Origin of the sequence: Anaerocolumna cellulosilytica, from assembly GCF_014218335.1 — a bacterium.
Taxonomy (GTDB): domain Bacteria; phylum Bacillota; class Clostridia; order Lachnospirales; family Lachnospiraceae; genus Anaerocolumna; species Anaerocolumna cellulosilytica.
Genome location: NZ_AP023367.1, coordinates 3,160,085 through 3,176,782, shown reverse-complemented (window position 1 = coordinate 3,176,782; position 16,698 = coordinate 3,160,085). Strand labels below are relative to the sequence as shown.

At 35.6% G+C, this 16,698-nt stretch carries 19 protein-coding genes; 18 read left to right on the top strand and 1 reads right to left on the bottom strand.

Going from position 1 to position 16,698, the window contains the following annotated elements:
• The first annotated feature begins 25 nt into the window (after window positions 1–25).
• The 14 genes from acsn021_RS13075 to acsn021_RS13010 all read left to right on the top strand — a co-directional run bounded on the left by acsn021_RS13075 (window position 26) and on the right by acsn021_RS13010 (window position 13,015).
• On the top strand, window positions 26–1,342 hold the full coding sequence (locus tag acsn021_RS13075; RefSeq protein ID WP_184088461.1) for a methionine gamma-lyase family protein: 1,317 nt from the start codon (window positions 26–28) through the stop codon (window positions 1,340–1,342).
• Between the two features lie 145 nt (window positions 1,343–1,487).
• Window positions 1,488–1,763, top strand: coding sequence for a DUF4321 domain-containing protein (locus acsn021_RS13070; RefSeq protein WP_184089998.1), 276 nt, complete (start codon window positions 1,488–1,490; stop codon window positions 1,761–1,763).
• 83 nt (window positions 1,764–1,846) lie between these two features.
• Entirely contained in the window at window positions 1,847–2,545 is a 699-nt protein-coding gene (radC, locus tag acsn021_RS13065) for a RadC family protein (RefSeq protein WP_184088464.1), read from the top strand.
• A 26-nt stretch (window positions 2,546–2,571) separates the two neighbouring features.
• Window positions 2,572–3,594 carry a rod shape-determining protein gene (mreB, locus tag acsn021_RS13060; RefSeq protein WP_184088467.1) on the top strand — a complete coding sequence of 341 codons (1,023 nt, stop codon included), beginning with the start codon at window positions 2,572–2,574 and terminating at the stop codon, window positions 3,592–3,594.
• Window positions 3,595–3,718: 124 nt separating this feature from the next.
• Window positions 3,719–4,570: a rod shape-determining protein MreC gene (gene mreC, locus acsn021_RS13055; RefSeq protein ID WP_184088470.1), complete on the top strand. Its 852-nt coding sequence runs from the start codon at window positions 3,719–3,721 to the stop codon at window positions 4,568–4,570.
• A gap of 50 nt (window positions 4,571–4,620) precedes the next feature.
• A complete protein-coding gene (mreD, locus tag acsn021_RS13050) occupies window positions 4,621–5,139 on the top strand; it encodes a rod shape-determining protein MreD (protein WP_184088473.1) in 519 nt (172 codons plus the stop codon).
• Window positions 5,132–7,987, top strand: a complete 2,856-nt coding sequence (locus acsn021_RS13045; RefSeq protein ID WP_184088475.1) for a penicillin-binding transpeptidase domain-containing protein — start codon at window positions 5,132–5,134, stop codon at window positions 7,985–7,987. The genes mreD and acsn021_RS13045 overlap by 8 nt, the downstream gene beginning before the upstream one ends.
• A 46-nt stretch (window positions 7,988–8,033) precedes the next feature.
• Complete coding sequence (gene minC, locus acsn021_RS13040) at window positions 8,034–8,699, top strand: septum site-determining protein MinC (RefSeq protein WP_184088477.1); 666 nt, start codon at window positions 8,034–8,036, stop codon at window positions 8,697–8,699.
• Window positions 8,700–8,726: 27 nt separating this feature from the next.
• Complete coding sequence (minD, locus tag acsn021_RS13035; protein ID WP_184088479.1) at window positions 8,727–9,518, top strand: septum site-determining protein MinD; 792 nt, start codon at window positions 8,727–8,729, stop codon at window positions 9,516–9,518.
• An 18-nt stretch (window positions 9,519–9,536) separates the two neighbouring features.
• Complete coding sequence (gene minE / locus acsn021_RS13030; protein WP_184088482.1) at window positions 9,537–9,812, top strand: cell division topological specificity factor MinE; 276 nt, start codon at window positions 9,537–9,539, stop codon at window positions 9,810–9,812.
• A gap of 11 nt (window positions 9,813–9,823) precedes the next feature.
• Window positions 9,824–10,945, top strand: a complete 1,122-nt coding sequence (locus acsn021_RS13025; RefSeq protein ID WP_184088484.1) for an FtsW/RodA/SpoVE family cell cycle protein — start codon at window positions 9,824–9,826, stop codon at window positions 10,943–10,945.
• A 6-nt stretch (window positions 10,946–10,951) separates the two neighbouring features.
• The gene (locus tag acsn021_RS13020) at window positions 10,952–11,350 is read left to right on the top strand and encodes a methylglyoxal synthase (RefSeq protein WP_184088486.1); all 399 of its coding nucleotides are present in this window, start codon (window positions 10,952–10,954) and stop codon (window positions 11,348–11,350) included.
• Window positions 11,351–11,465: 115 nt separating this feature from the next.
• Entirely contained in the window at window positions 11,466–12,482 is a 1,017-nt protein-coding gene (locus acsn021_RS13015; protein ID WP_184088490.1) for a D-alanyl-D-alanine carboxypeptidase family protein, read from the top strand.
• Window positions 12,483–12,595: 113 nt separating this feature from the next.
• Window positions 12,596–13,015, top strand: coding sequence for a twitching motility protein PilT (locus acsn021_RS13010; RefSeq protein ID WP_184088493.1), 420 nt, complete (start codon window positions 12,596–12,598; stop codon window positions 13,013–13,015).
• A 113-nt stretch (window positions 13,016–13,128) separates the two neighbouring features.
• Here acsn021_RS13010 and acsn021_RS13005 read toward each other — a convergent pair whose 3' ends face one another.
• Window positions 13,129–13,326, bottom strand: a complete 198-nt coding sequence (locus acsn021_RS13005; RefSeq protein ID WP_184088496.1) for a DUF378 domain-containing protein — start codon at window positions 13,324–13,326, stop codon at window positions 13,129–13,131.
• 150 nt (window positions 13,327–13,476) lie between these two features.
• On the opposite strand from acsn021_RS13005, the gene acsn021_RS13000 reads away from it, so the two are divergent.
• The 4 genes from acsn021_RS13000 to acsn021_RS23270 all read left to right on the top strand — a co-directional run bounded on the left by acsn021_RS13000 (window position 13,477) and on the right by acsn021_RS23270 (window position 16,664).
• Window positions 13,477–14,871, top strand: coding sequence for an HlyD family efflux transporter periplasmic adaptor subunit (locus acsn021_RS13000; RefSeq protein WP_184088499.1), 1,395 nt, complete (start codon window positions 13,477–13,479; stop codon window positions 14,869–14,871).
• Window positions 14,872–14,928: 57 nt separating this feature from the next.
• Entirely contained in the window at window positions 14,929–15,621 is a 693-nt protein-coding gene (locus acsn021_RS12995; protein WP_184088502.1) for a YggS family pyridoxal phosphate-dependent enzyme, read from the top strand.
• A 208-nt stretch (window positions 15,622–15,829) separates the two neighbouring features.
• Window positions 15,830–16,399: a cell division protein SepF gene (locus tag acsn021_RS12990; protein ID WP_184088505.1), complete on the top strand. Its 570-nt coding sequence runs from the start codon at window positions 15,830–15,832 to the stop codon at window positions 16,397–16,399.
• Window positions 16,400–16,403: 4 nt separating this feature from the next.
• Window positions 16,404–16,664, top strand: a complete 261-nt coding sequence (locus tag acsn021_RS23270; protein ID WP_184088508.1) for a YggT family protein — start codon at window positions 16,404–16,406, stop codon at window positions 16,662–16,664.
• Window positions 16,665–16,698: the final 34 nt, after the last annotated feature.

Sequence of the window (16,698 nt, the reverse complement as noted above, 5' to 3'; positions counted from 1 at the left end):
TAACTTTGGTAATGAAAGGACAGATATGGATAATCAGTTACTTAAGATATATAAGGAATTAAAAATTAGTGCTAGTGTATTTGCATATTGTAACAGTATAGAAGATAGGCTGGCTTCCCGGTTCTATGAAATAGATAAGGTAGCAGAGTACAACCAGTTAAAGGTTTTAAGAGCAATGCAAGAGAATCAGGTTAGTGATATTCATTTTGCTGCTACTACCGGATATGGTTACAATGATTTAGGAAGAGATACTTTGGAGAAGGTTTATGCATCTGTATTTCATGCAGAATCAGCTTTAGTGAGGCCTCAGTTAATCAGTGGCACCCATGCTTTAAGTACGGCACTTTCTGGCAATCTTCGTCCGGGTGATGAAATCTTGTCACCCGTGGGAAAACCCTATGATACGTTAGAAGGGGTTATAGGTATTGGAGAACAAAAAAGTGAAGAAAAGGATGGGAAACTAACAGGTTCTCTTGCAGAATTTGGAGTGACCTACGCTCAGGTGGATTTATTAGAGGATGGCGGTTTTGATTATGCAGGAATAGAAAAAGCTGTGAATTCCAGAACAAGACTGGTAACGATTCAGCGCTCCAAAGGTTATGATACCAGACCGACCTTATCAGTAGAGCGCATCGGAGAATTAATTGCCTTCGTTAAGAAAATAAAGCCAGATGTTATATGTATGGTTGATAACTGTTATGGAGAATTTGTTGAGACGATTGAACCTACAGAGGTTGGAGCTGATTTATGTGTAGGCTCTTTAATAAAGAATCCGGGTGGCGGACTGGCACCAATTGGTGGATATATAGTAGGTAAGGAAGTTTATGTAGATAATGCAGCCTTTCGCCTTACGGCACCGGGACTTGGAAAAGAGGTTGGAGCAACCCTTGGAATTAACAGTCTGCTTTATCAGGGGCTATTTCTTGCACCAGTCGTTGTTTCCAGTGCCTTAAAAGGAGCTATTTTTGCAGCTAACATATATGAAAAATTAGGATTTCCTGTAGTGCCAAATGGAACAGAATCCAGACATGATATAATTCAGGCTGTTACTCTGGGCAGCGCAGACGGTGTCATTGCTTTTTGCAGAGGAATACAGGCGGCAGCACCGGTAGATAGTTATGTAATACCGGAACCGTGGGCAATGCCAGGTTACCATTCGGATGTTATAATGGCGGCAGGTGCATTTGTCCAAGGGGCGTCTATAGAATTAAGTGCAGATGCTCCTGTTGAACCGCCTTATGCAGTGTATTTTCAAGGTGGTTTAACTTGGTATCATGCAAAATTTGGTATCATGATGTCAGTACAAAAGCTTCATGAAGCAGGAATTATAACCATAGCTTAAACGTCTTTTACAACATTATTTTGGAAACTTGGCAAAATTACTATCATTGTTAGTATTGTTAGGTATTTTATGCTATTTTTGTATACAAATAGGATGAATTATGTTAGAATGGACAAGTAAAATTGTGTTTTGGAGGTACTGCTTTATGGCTGGTGTAAACGGTAAGAATTCATGGGCTTTATTATTATTAATATTGTCCGGTGTTGTATTAGGCGGTTTTATCGGCTACCTGACCCGGGATGTAGCTTTTTTATCATGGCTCAACTATGGTCAGGATTTTGGAATTGGCAGTGGTGATGGCAATGGTATGGTCCGATTGAACCTGGGAATTCTGGTCATCAGTTTTGGAATGACTATAAAAATAACAGTTGCAGGTATTCTTGGTGTAATATTAGCCATAATTATATATCGGAAGCTGTAGCATTGAAGCATAATAGATTCCTTTCGCAGATAAGGAACCTTTCCTTCTATAAGTTCTTGGAGAGAGAAGAATGAGGAGGAAATATGATTGACAAATTTTATACCCTGAAAGAAATGCCTGTGTCGGAAAGACCTTACGAAAAATGTGAAAGGTCCGGCCCGGGTGCTTTATCCGATGCGGAGCTTCTGGCAGTTGTTATACGTACAGGTGCCCGAAAGGAACGTGCTGTTGATTTGGCTGCCAGGATACTAGGCTTTTCTCAGGCTTATCCTGGACTACTTGTTCTAAACCACATCAGCCTGAAAGAATTAACCTCTATAAGGGGGATTGGCAGGGTTAAAGCAATCCAATTACTATGTATTGCAGAATTGACAAAACGTATGGCGAAGGCAACCAATGAAGGAAAGTTAAAGTTAATAACTCCTGAGTCGGTTGCTAATTATTATATGGAACAGATGAGGCATTTAACCAGAGAAATTGTATATTTGGTAATGCTGGATTCAAAAAGTAATCTTCTAAAGGATATGATTATTTCATCGGGAACGGTAAGCAGTTCCTTGCTTTCGCCGAGGGAAATTTTTTTGAATGCTTTGAAATATGAGGCAGTGAATGTGATTTTATTACATAATCATCCGAGTGGTGACCCGACACCCAGCCGTGAGGATATCCAAACTACGAAACGGATAAAAGAAGCTGGAAATTTAGTTGGGGTCAGACTTATGGATCATATTATTATTGGTGATAATAAATATATAAGCTTGTGTGAGCAGGGCTATATGTAGTTATAGTTTGGAAGGAGACAGCAGGTATGGCAGGTAAGATATATGGAATAGATTTCGGAACCAGTACCATAAAAATATATCAAAAAAATGACGGAGTTGTATTAGATGAAAAGAATATAATTGCCGTAGCAAATAGAAATAAAGTAATTGCAGCAGGTGATGAAGCTTTTGAAATGTATGAGAAGGCACCAGCTAATATTAAGGTAACCTATCCGGTTAAAAACGGTGTGATAGCAGATATAGCAAATATGCTGGAGCTTCTGAATTTTATGCTTCGTAAAGTTAACAAAGGAAAGAAAGTTGCTGCGTCTGCAATTATTGTAGCAACTCCGACAGACATAACAGAAGTTGAAAAAAGAGCCTTTTTTGATTTGGTTGCATCCTCAACTGCCAAAACCAAAAATATCAAAATAGTTGAGAAGCCGGTTGCTGATGCAGTAGGTATCGGATTAGACGTTACCAATGCAAAGGGTGTTATGGTGGTTGATATTGGTGCAGATACTACAGAAGTTTCCATTATGTCTTTAGGTGGAATTGTTATCAGTAAACTAATACCAATCGGTGGCAGCCGCCTGGACGAATCCATTAAAACCTATGTAAAAAAGAATTACAAACTTGTCATCGGAGATAAAACTTCTGAATTTATTAAAAAGGAACTGGCAACAGCCTATCCTACGGAAGAAAAAAGCATTAAAGTATACGGCAGGAATGTTGTTACAGGACTTCCATCAGAAGTTGAAATCAGTTCAGCTATGGTATATGAATCAATTCTTGAGTACCTGCACTCTATCGTAGATGCAGTTCGTATCATCTTAGAAAGAACGCCGCCTGAAATATCCTCTGATATTATTGACTCAGGTGTATATGTTACCGGTGGTTCTTCGGCTATAAAAGGACTGGATAAACTATTGGAAAGAGAAACCGGTTTAAAAATAAATATTAGCTCGGATGCAGCCAATACAGTTGTAAAAGGTCTGGGCAATATCATAGAGGATAAAAATTTAACCTCCCTTGCTTATTCGTTAAAACAGACTAATTTCAGCGGTTAAAACAGAACAATAAGTTGAAATCAAATATTTTTAAGAAAGGAATACCACATATGGATTCTTTCAATCTTTTTAATTGTGGCAATAACATAAATTTGACAAAATGTGTTATGAAAAGGGTGTTATGATGAGAAGACGGACAAAATTTAATATTAATCCAAAACACCTGCTTATTGCATGTTCGGTACTACTGTTTCTGTTGATTATTTTATCATTTTTGTACAAAGAGCAGCTTTCGCCGGTTAAGACAGTTTTTGGGAATGTCGTTACTCCTATGCAGAACGGGATTAATTCAATTGGAAAAGGGATTGCAGCCCAGTTTGACAAATTTACCAGTTTAAATGAACTGCGAAAAGAAAATGCTGAATTAAAGGAACAATTAGATACGATTTCACATGAAAACAAGATTCTGTTACAGGATAAATATGAACTTGACCGTTTTCGAGATTTGTATGAACTTGATAAAAAGTATGCGGATTATCCGAAAGTAGGTGCCAGAGTTATTGGTGCCGGCCCCAATAATGGATATAACATATTTACCATTGATAAAGGCTCCAGAGACGGGATTGCAGTTGATATGAATGTTATTGCAGGTGACGGGTTGGTGGGAATAGTTGAAGAAGTTGGAAAGAATTATGCTACAGTTCGTTCTATAATTGATGATTCCAGAAATATCAGCGGTATGTTTTTAAAAACCTCGGATTCCTGTATAGTGAATGGGAATCTGCAATTATACAGCAAGGGTGTAATCGGTGTGGAATTAATTAGCAAGGATGCGGAAGTTTACGACGGTTATGAAGTTGTTACTTCCCACATCAGTCCCAAATACTTACAGGGAATCTTGATTGGCTATGTAAGCAATATTAAGATGGATTCCAATAATTTGACGAAAACCGCATACCTTACGCCAGCAGTGGATTTTGACAGACTTGAGGAAGTACTTATTATTACAGAAGTAAAGGAAAAATTGGAAAAATAAACTAAAAATCCCTATTATTATTACATGAAGAAAGGCGGGGGAGAGCTTAAGTGAAACGTTTTATTATTGTAACAATCGAAATTTTAGTTCTATTTTTATTACAGACTACAATATTTCAATGGTTTGCCCTTGCCGGTGTAGTTCCGAATCTGTTATTAATATTAACCGTTGCAACCGGTTTTATGCGGGGCAGGACAGAAGGATTGACAGTTGGTCTGGTATGTGGACTTATGATAGATTTATTGTATGGCTATGTCATCGGGTTATATGCACTGATATATATGTTAATTGGCTATCTGAATGGCTATAGTAACAGAATATTTGCAAAAGAGGATATGACCATTCCAATTGTATTAGTTGGTGTTAGTGATGCTCTATATTTTTTGTTATATTACATCTTTGAATTATTACTAAAAGGCAAACTGAACATAGGCTTTTATTTTATTGAGCTTGGGCTACCGCAGATAATATATACCGTACTGGTATCTATCCTTTTATACAAACTGCTGAACATAATCAATACCCGCTTAGATAAGAAGGAAGAAGAGGAGGTATCAACCTATGATTGATATTATTTGGGAAAAAATAAAACAAATATTGACATCGAGGCTTTTTCCTATTTGCTTGGTTTTTATCGGCTTGATTTCTGTATTAATCAGCAGAATCTTTACTTTGCAGATTGTAGAAGGTGGAGAACATAGTACTACACTTGACGTTAAGTTAACCAGACAAAGAGAGATAAAAAGTACCAGAGGCAATATACTAGACCGCAACGGAGCAGTGTTAGCTTATAATAAAATCAGTTATGCAGTAGTCTTAGAAGAGACAACGGTAACCTCAAATGATGAACTAAATGCTATGCTGTTTCGACTAATAAATGTGTTGGAAAGATACGGAAATACCATAGAAATTGAATTTGGTATTATTCTGAATGGGAATGGTGAGCTGGAATTTAATGTTCCTGAAAATGCAGGAGACCAGACTAAGAAGAACGCAGAATATCGGTTTAAGAAAAATGCCTATGGTCTAAGGTCTGTAAATAATCTGACAGAAGAACAGAAGTCTGCTACGGCAGAGGAAGTATTTAACTATCTGAGAAATGGTGATAAGAAGTACGCTATGTTTCGGATTTCCGAGGATTATACTTTGGAAGAAGCACTTAAAATTATGACCTTGCGTTATGCTATCTTTACCAATTATCCCAAGTACCTGCAAATTGTAATTTGTTCTGATGTCAGTGACGAGACGGTAGCAGCCATTTATGAAAACAGTGCCAGCATACCAGGGGTTGGTATTAAACAGCAGTCTTACAGAGTATATAATGACAGTATATATAATTCTCATATTCTTGGTTATACTGGTTTGGTTAATGAGGGTGAACTTGAGAATATGGCTAAGGACAGCGGCTACAATAGTTCTGATTATATTGGTAAATTAGGGATTGAAAAAGAGCTTGAGGATCAACTGGCTGGAACGAAAGGGATGGAAACTATCTCAATTAGTTCTTCCGGGAAATATTTAGAGACATTAGAACGTACTGACCCGGTTGCCGGACAAGATGTATATCTCTCAATAGACAGTGATTTACAGAAGACATACTATAATCTGATTGAAAGAAGCCTTGCAGGTATTCTATTATCTAAAATCAATAATAGTACAGATGCAGGTTCCAGAGGAACCTCAGCCAAAAATATTAAGATACCTATCTATGATGTCTACTTTGCAATCTTAAACAATAATGTAGTGGATGTCAGAAAATTTCAGGATGAAGAAGCAACCGGTCTGGAAAAGCAGGTTTATGCAAAGTTTGAAACTGAACTTAGAAAAGCAGTATCAGATTTGGAAAAGCTCTTAGCTTACAATAGTACGACGCTAAACAAAAGTGCTTCAGAAGATATGCAGGATTATTTATCTTACATCTACAAGCAGTTAAGCAGCCAAGGGGTATTAATGTCTGCTGAAATTGATACTGCTGATAGCATCTATTTGGATTACCATAATAACAAAATTAGTTTAAGCAAATTTTTACAATATGCTATATCAAAAAATTGGGTTGATTTGTCTAAAATAGACATTGGTGATGAATACTATAGTACAGAAGAATTGTATCAGAAATTATTGGAATATATTAAGCGCTTTTTAACTGTAGATACTGCCTTTCATAAGAAGATATATAAGGAATTAGTATATTCTTATAAATTATCAGGAGCTGAAATTAGTCTTTTATTATTTGACCAAGGTGTGTTAAAATATAACGAAGAAGATGTAAGCAAGTTAAAGAATGGTTCTTTATCTGCCTATACTTTTATAACCAGTAAAATAAGAAGTCTTGACATAACACCTGCCCAACTCGCACTGGACCCATGCAGTGCATCCGTAGTGGTAACGGATGTAAATACAGGTAAAGTGCTTGCAATGGTTACTTATCCCGGATATGAAACTAATTTATATGCAAACAAAATAGATTATAACTATTTTAAGAAGGTGCAGGAAGATTTATCTGAACCTGCAATCCATAGAGCTGCAAAGCAAAGTACTGCACCCGGTTCAACCTTTAAAATGATAACAGCAGTTGCTGCATTAGAAGAAGGTGTGCTTGGTCAAACAGAAACCGTTTATGATAAGGTTGCTTTTGATAAGGTGGACAAAGCCCATCCGCCAAAATGCTGGTCATCTCATGGACATGGAGCAGTAGACATAACGGAAGCGCTGGAAGTGTCCTGTAACTATTTCTTCTACGAGATGGGTTGGAGATTAGGACTTGATACTTCTGGAATAAGCAGAGCACAGGCGGGATTGGAAAAGATTGCGGACTATGCATCATTATTCGGTTTTGATAGGAAATCTGGGATAGAGATTGAAGAAGCAGTACCCAAGCTTTCTGATAAAGATAACGTACGTTCTGCTATTGGACAGGGTACTAATAATTATACACCGGTTCAGTTATCCCGTTACGTAACAGCACTTGCTACTTCAGGTATGTTATATGACCTTACTTTGATTGATAAGATTGTATATAAAGATAAAACGACTGAAAATGTTGCCACCAAAGCTAGTATAGAAGGAGTGAAAGCATCTACGTGGGATCTTGTACAGGAAGGTATGGACAAAGTAGGAAATGGGTCTAAAAGCTCCGTATCCTATGTGTTTAAAGATTTTCCTTATGAGGTGGCTGGAAAGACCGGAACAGCCCAGGAAAGCAAATCGCGTGGTAACCATGCGTTGTTTGTCTCTTATGCACCATACAAGAATCCAGAAATATCTGTAACAGTGGTTATACCTAATGGTTATTCTTCCAGTAATGCTGCTGAACTTGCACGTAATGTATACGGTTATTACTTCAATGTGGACGGTTATGATAAGTTAGCAGATGGACCAGCAATTATGCCGGATTCTAATTCTGTAGTATCCGATTAAATTTTAAGTATTGAATTATGAAAACGATTTGTACCAGGAGGTATTCATGAACAATCCAGTTATAATAAAAGGCAACAAGTACGGTATCGTAGTGGTACTTGATGCTGAAATGGAATTTGGGGAATTGAAAGAAAAGATATCGGAAAAATTTCGTGACTCAGCTAAATTTTTTGATAATGCCCAGATGGCAATTAGTTTTGAAGGCAGGAAATTAACCAATGAAGAACAAAGAGATATACTGAATATAATAGCTGATGAGACGGAGCTTCATGTGGTTTGCGTTATTGAAGATGACCCAAAAAAGGAAGAAGTTTTTAAAAAAGCACTGGATGAAAAATTAATGGAGTTATCCAATACCACAGGCCAGTTTTATAAAGGCAATTTGCGATCGGGACAAGTTCTGGAATCGGAAACAAGTATTATTGTAATCGGTGACGTAAACCCGGGAGCCCGGATAGTTTCAAAGGGAAATATTATTGTTCTGGGTGCCTTAAAAGGAACAGTATTTGCCGGTGCAACCGGCAATACGAATTCCTTTGTCCTGGCACTGGATTTAAATCCGGTTCAAATCCGTATTGCCGATACGATTGCAAGATCTCCGGATAAGCCTGTAAAAGATTCTGTAAAGGAAACCAAAATTGCATTCTTGGAAGATGGAAATATCTACATTGAGCCTTTGAGTAAAGAGGTTTTAAATGATATTAATATATAATAATAATCGTTTGGAGGAAAGATAGTAATGGGCGAAGTAATCGTTATAACATCCGGAAAGGGTGGAGTAGGCAAGACAACAACGACAGCAAATGTTGGAACCGGTTTAGCAAAATTAGATAAGAAAGTAGTTTTAGTTGATACGGATATAGGCTTAAGAAACCTGGATGTTGTTATGGGTTTGGAAAATCGAATTGTATATAATCTTGTAGATGTAATTGAGGGAAATTGCAGGATTAAACAGGCTTTAATTAAAGATAAACGTTACCCCAACCTATACCTACTGCCATCTGCTCAAACCAGAGATAAAACATCGGTTACGCCGGAGCAGATGCAAAAATTGGCAGAAGAGTTAAAAGAAGAATTTGATTACATATTAATGGATTGTCCAGCAGGTATTGAGCAAGGTTTTAAAAATGCAATAGCCGGGGCTGACAGAGCATTAGTAGTTACTACTCCAGAAGTATCAGCGGTACGTGATGCGGACCGTATAATAGGTTTGTTAGAAGCCAATGAAATGAAACAAGCACATCTGATTGTTAACAGGCTGAGAAATGACATGGTAAAACGTGGCGATATGATGTCAAGTACAGATGTTGTAGAAATTCTTGCTATTGACTTAATTGGAGTTGTTCCTGATGACGAAAACATTGTTATTTCAACGAATCAGGGTGAGCCATTAGTAGGGTCAGATACCTTAGCAGGACAAGCATACATGAATATATGTAAAAGAATACTGGGAGAGGAAGTTCCGTATTTAGATTTAAACGGAAAACAAGGCCTGTTTAGTAAACTTGCCAGCCTACTTAAGAAAAACTAATTGAGAGGAGATAGTATAATGAGTTTGGTGGATTTTTTTAGAAAAAAGACCTCCAGTAACGTAGCTAAGGATCGTTTAAAATTAGTTTTGGTTTCAGATCGTGCTAACTGTTCGCCGGAAATAATGGAACAGATAAAAAATGATATTATAAATGTTATATCCAGATACATCGAAATTGATCAAGACGGGTTGGATATTAAGATAACTCAAACGGAATCTGAAGGCAACAATGGGACTGTTCCGGCACTATTTGCAAATATTCCGATTAAGGATTTGAAATCAAATAAAAAGTAAGGATGATTTTAATGTTTCAATTTAAGCAGTACAATTTTAAACACTTTGATATAAGTATGGTTGCCATTGTTTTACTGCTCACCGGAGTAGGCACTTATCTTATAAAGCTTGTTGAGCCTGATTTATTTGTCAAGCAGATTTTTGGAATCGTTCTTGGGGTATTTATTATAGCAATTGTTTCTATGATAGATTACCATTTTATCAGCCGGTTTTATATCATTTTATATTTTATAAATCTGGGGCTGTTATTTGCGGTTCGCTTGTTTGGTATATCCATTCGTAGTTCTAAACGCTGGTTGGATTTAAAAGTTATAACATTCCAGCCTTCCGAACTTAGTAAAATTATTATTATCATATTCTTGGCTCAGATTTTAGTGCTGCTTAAAAATAAAATGGATAAGTTATATGCATTGCTTATTACAGGAATACTGACCGCAATACCTGTATTTTTAATTTTTAAGCAGCCGAACCTATCAACCTGTCTGGTCATAATGTTTATATTTGCTATGATGATTTTTGCAGCAGGATTGAGCTATAAAATTATACTTCCTATTTTGGTTATCGGTATACCTTTAATAGCCGGAACCTTATGGGGAATTCAACAGGATTATGATATATTCTTTTTAACGGATTACCAACAAACAAGAATAGCTTCATTTCTTGATCCACAAGCTGACACATCCTCTAATACCATGTATCAGCAAGATAATTCCATACAGGTTATTGGATCAGGTCAATTAGCTGGTAAGTTAATAACTGAAGGCAAAGAATCTTTAATAAGTGATACGTATGTACCTATTGCAGAAAGTGATTTTATTTTTTCTGTTGCAGGAGAAGCCCTTGGATTTATCGGTGGATGTGGTATAATAATACTGTTATCCATTATAATATTTAAATGCTTAAGCATTGCAAGACATGCTCCGGATCGTATGGGAATGCTGATTGCAATAGGTATCGGAGCAATGTTTATGTTCCAGGTATTTGTAAATGTAGGAGTTGCAACAGCACTTTTGCCGAATACAGGAATTCCCCTGCCATTTGTAAGTTATGGATTAAGCTCCATGGTAAGCAGTATGATAGCAATTGGTATGGTAATTAATATTAGTCTTCAAAGAAAAAATAAAAGGGGGTAAAACCATATGAATATCGGAATGATAGCACATGATGCAAAAAAGAAACTAATGCAGAATTTTTGCATCGCTTATCGCGGAATTTTAAACAAACATGAATTATTTGCAACTGGAACTACAGGCAGACTGATTGAAGAAGTAACTAACCTTAATGTACACAAGTACCTTGCAGGTCATCTTGGTGGAGAACAGCAGATGGGTGCCCAAATTGAGCATAATCAGATTGATTTGGTAATCTTTTTACGAGATCCGTTATCTCCAAAATCTCATGAACCTGATGTAAATAATGTAGTTCGTTTGTGTGATACACATAATATTCCATTAGCAACTAACTTGGCTTCCGCTGAGCTGCTAATTAAAGCTTTGGATCGTGGTGATTTGGATTGGCGCGAGATATTCAAAGCGTAAGCTTTCCAGAATGACTCATATTAATTAGTGAGTTGTTCTAAAAGTGTAGTTTGAAAATAATATTTTAATTACACGTTGTGCCTGTGGTCAAATGATTGCAGGTATAGGAAAGGACATGGGGATTAGATTGAAAATGCATCATATTTTTAATCGGAAAGGCCATTGCTATAATATGAATAAAAAGATAATGATAGCCGTATTGTCACTTACATTCTTAACAGGCTGCTCTAATTCAAAACAGATATTAGTGCCATATAATGAAGCAGATAGTTTAGCCGGATTTGATATACAGGCCGGTGTTGAAACTGCAAATTTATTTGCCAGTGACTTGACTATTATACCGGATGAATTAAACCATATGTCTGATACAGCTGTGTCAGCAACTTCAGCCCTAATTGTTAATGCAACTGATGATACGGTAGTTTATGCCAATAATGTGTATGAAAGAATGTATCCAGCAAGTCTGACTAAAATCATTACAGCACTGGTAGTCTTACAAAAAGCAAATCTTAATGATACTGTTACTGTTAGCTATAATGCTTCTCATATTACTGAAAGCGGTGCTAAATTATGCGGTTTCAAAGAAGGTGATAAGATTAAACTGGGCGATTTACTTGACAGCTTTTTGATTTATTCAGGGAACGATGCTGGAATAGCAATAGCGGAACATGTTGCAGGAAGTGAAGAAGCTTTTGCCAAATTAATGAATGAAGCTGCTAAAAATGTTGGAGCAGTGCATTCTAATTTCGTAAACTCTCATGGGCTACATAATGATAATCATTATACAACAGCTTATGATTTATATTTGATATTTAATGAACTGATTCAATATGACGAATTCGTCAAGATAATTAACACTACAGATGTTACTTTAAATTATACAGATTCTAACGGTCAAGAGCAAGTTAAAAATTTTCTCACGACAAACAGATATTTAAAGAATACCGAAAAATCGCCAGAAGGCATTACAGTAGTGGGAGGTAAAACGGGTACCACCAGTAAAGCCGGAAATTGTCTTATTTTATATAGTAAAGACAATAAGGATAAAGAATATATATCATTAATACTTCAGGCAGAGAATGGGGACAGTCTTTTTTCGCAAATGACACGTTTACTTGAGATGATTCCATAAATATTTCTATATTTTGGTTGTTTTTTGAGTGATAATATACTATAATTAATATATATTAGTCAATAATTCATGCATATCACCCAAAAATGTACACATCTTAAGGAGGAGATATAATGATACAGATTATTGCAGGCGAAAAAGGTAAGGGTAAGACAAAGGTACTGATTGAAAAAGCAAATCATGTGTCCCAAACAGCAAAAGGTAGTATTGTTTATCTTGACAAAAACAATAAACACATGTATGAGTTAAGCAACAGGATAAGATTAATCAATGTGAAGGATTATTGCATTGAGAACTACAGTGAATTTATTGGTTTCATATGTGGATTGGTCTCGCAGGATCACGATTTAGAGGTGGTTTTCCTTGATAGTTTCCTCAGTATAGCACTTACCGAAGGACCTAATATCTCCTTAATCCTTGAGAAATTAAAACGAATATCAGAATTATATCAGGTAGACTTTGTTATTAGTATATCACTGAACAAAGATGAGTTACCTGAAATTGTTAGGAAAGATGTTATTGTTTCATTATAGTCTATAATTTAATGCTATAGTTGTCAAAAAGTGATAGTAATATTTTAACATATAAACAGCGGCATATTCATAATGCCGCTGTTTATATGTTGCCGGTTTTAAAATGGATGTGTTTATTCGCTACGCAGCCTTCCAAAATAGCTTAATGCATATAAACCGGCAATACCAACTAATGCGTAAATAATTCTGGAAACAATGGTCATATCACCAAAGATCACACGGACTAAATCAAATCCTAAAAATCCGATTAGTCCCCAATTAATGGCTCCGATGATGACTAAACATAGAGCTATATAATCTACTGTTTTCAATTTGTTACCTCCTTTTTGTTACATAAAATATTGTTACCAAATATATTCTTAATATTCCTAAAGAGGTTTTTGCAAAAAACTACGATTAGGGCTTTTCTTATTTTTCATTTATAAGTATAATAGAGTAGAAATATAAAGGAGGCTGATTGATTGAGTTCAAATACAAAAGTCACCAAATATCGGAGACGGAAGACCGTAAACATTGGTGTAATTGTGTTTTTAATTGTTTTTGTATACGTGCTTATTAGTGTTTTCATGTTTTTTACAAAAGAACACTTAACTATATATGAGGTGAAAGAAGGCACAACAGCAGATGACTTTGTCTTCCAAGGATTAATATTTAGAAAAGAAAAAGTAATTTACACAGATACTGCCGGATATATTAACTATTATCACCGAGATGGTGAACGTGTATCGAAAAATTCAACAGTCTATTCCGTAGATGCTAATAAGAATTCTTATGATTTAATCAGCAGCACGGAAGAAAGTTTATCAATATCTGATGACGAGACCAGCAGTATAAAGAATGAAATTAGAGATTTTCATAAAAGTTATGAAAATGGAAATTTTACAAAAGCATATCAATTAAAGTCAGAGCTGGAAAGTTCAATTTTGCAGGTAATAAATGATAATATGCTTACTAATTTACAAAATGTGTTGGCTGAGAATGCAGAAGGCAGTACCTTAAAAGTGGTAAAATCTTCTTCCAGCGGAATTATTACATATACGATGGATAATTATGAGGATTTATCCATAGACAATACAACAGCTGAGAATTTTAATACAGAGAATTATTCAAAAACTCAGTTAAGAACAATGGATTTGATTGAGAATAAAAGCCCGGTTTATAAGATAATAACAAGTGATAAATGGAATATACTGCTCCTATTGAATGAAGAGCAGTATAATAAATTAAAGGATAAAGATACTGTTAAAATAACTTTCTCTGATGATGGGCTTTCAGCTAATGTTCCAATTACTTTATCAAAGAAGGGGTCTGAATACTATGGCATGCTGTCGTTGGACAAGTATATGAATTATTATATGAATCAGAGATTTATTTCAGTAGAAATATCAGTTAATTCGGCTGTAGGCTTAAAAATTCCAGTGAGCTCTATTGTAGACAAAGAATTTTATCTGGTGCCATTAGAGTATTTTACGAAAGGTGGCAATTCAGGCAGTAACGGCTTAAACCGAGAAGCCATTACTGTGAAAGATGGAAAAGAACAAATTAGTACGGAGTTTATACCCACGGATATTTATTATAGTGACGAAGAATATGGTTACGTGGATGGGCGTTTGTTTGAAACTGGTGACTGGATAATAAAAAATGATTCTGAAGATCGATATCAGCTATTGGAGAAAAAGACTTTAGAAGGCACATTTAATGTCAATAAGGGCTATGCTATATTCAGACGAATTGAAATACTTTATAGTAATGAGGAGTACTGTATCATAAAGAAAGGTACAGACTATGGATTATCGGTATATGATAATATAGCCCTGGATGGTAACACTGCAGTGGAGCAGGCTGTAATTTATTAATACCTAACCGAATAGGCAATTGATTAACATAAACTTAAATCGAAAGGAGCTACTTCTTTGATAAAAGAAAATTTGACAAAAGTTCAAGAGAATATACAAGCAGCATGCATCAGAGCCGGGCGTAATCGGAAAGAAGTTACATTGATTGCTGTAAGTAAAACGAACCCTGTTTCCTGCATTGAAGAGGTTTTGGAAGAGGGCGTAATTGAGTTTGGTGAAAATAAGGTGCAGGAGTTAACTGAAAAGTATAGAGTGCTTCCCAAAGACTTAAACTGGCATTTAATCGGACATCTACAGACAAATAAAGTGAAATATATTGTGGATAAGGTGAAATTAATTCATTCTGTTGATTCAGTGCGCCTTGCAGAGGCAATTGATAAGGAAGCTGCTAAGCGAAATGTTATATGTGATATATTAATAGAGGTAAACATAGCAAAAGAAGATTCAAAATACGGGATTTTTGCAGAAGATGTATATCCCTTCTTGCTCGAAATTTCCAAGTTTAAGAATATTCGTGTCAAAGGACTGATGACCATAGCACCTTTTGTAGAGAATCCTGAGAAAAACCGTGAGCATTTTAGAAATTTGCGACAATTAAATATTGACATAAAATTAAAAAACATTGATAATGTTAGTATGGATGTGCTTTCTATGGGAATGACTGGAGATTATGAAGTTGCTATAGAAGAAGGTGCGACTATGGTTCGAGTTGGTACAGGCATTTTTGGTGAAAGAAATTATACGATATAATTTAAGTTCATAACATAAATTGTATTATAAGAAAATACCTTTGAGATAAAAGAGCTGGCCTTATTTGTTCTTAGCATTTTTTGTATAGGTAAGCGGGACCTATACAGCACTACATATTCCCGCTTGTGTGAAGAAAATAGTTCTTAAAGTATTTTTTATACCAAGGGTGATTTTTCTTTATAACGATTTTGGATAGGAGATTTGACATATGGCAAATATTTTTAAGAACATACTAGACTCATTAAAACTAACAGAAGATGACGATTATGATGATTATGTCAACGAAATAGAAGAAAAAGAATTAAAACGTGCTGAGAAGATGGAACGTAAGGCATCATCTAGACAACAATATAGTACAACATTTGAGAAAGAGGATACGTCCCCGATTCTGAATAATGTATTAAATGAAGTCAAGAAAGATAAGGTGACCAGAATGGATAGAACAACAACCAATAAAGTTGTACCAATCCGTACAACACCTAAGGGGTTTGAAGTCTGTATTATGAAACCTACTACTTTTGAAGATTCTCAAGACATTTGTGATATGCTTTTATCAGGACGTGCAGCTGTTATCAACCTGGAAGGTTTTGATGTAGATTTAGCGCAAAGAATAATGGATTTTATTTCAGGGGCGGTTTATGCCATGAATGGCAGGCTTCATCAGATTTCAAGTTATATATTTATTATATCTCCAGATACAGTTGACATTTCTGGTGATTATATGGATTTGATACAAAATGACGGCTTTGAAGTGCCTACACTAAATAAGGAATTTTAAGTAAATGCTTAGTTTAATATATAATGTGTTTTATGTTTTTTTTGTAATACTTGAAATCATTTTGTTTTTATATGTATTGACCTCCTGGATGCAATTTCACAAAGGATTCCGTGATTTTTTAGGAACATTAACAGAACCATTATTGGGACCCATCAGGCATTTGTTAAGACATTCAATATTTAATAACCCAACAGCTGATTTAGCACCGCTTATTGGCTTTGTTGTTATACTTTTTTTACAGGATTTTTTCTATACATTGAAATAACTGAGGCTAATGATAAGAGACTGGCTTTATGTCT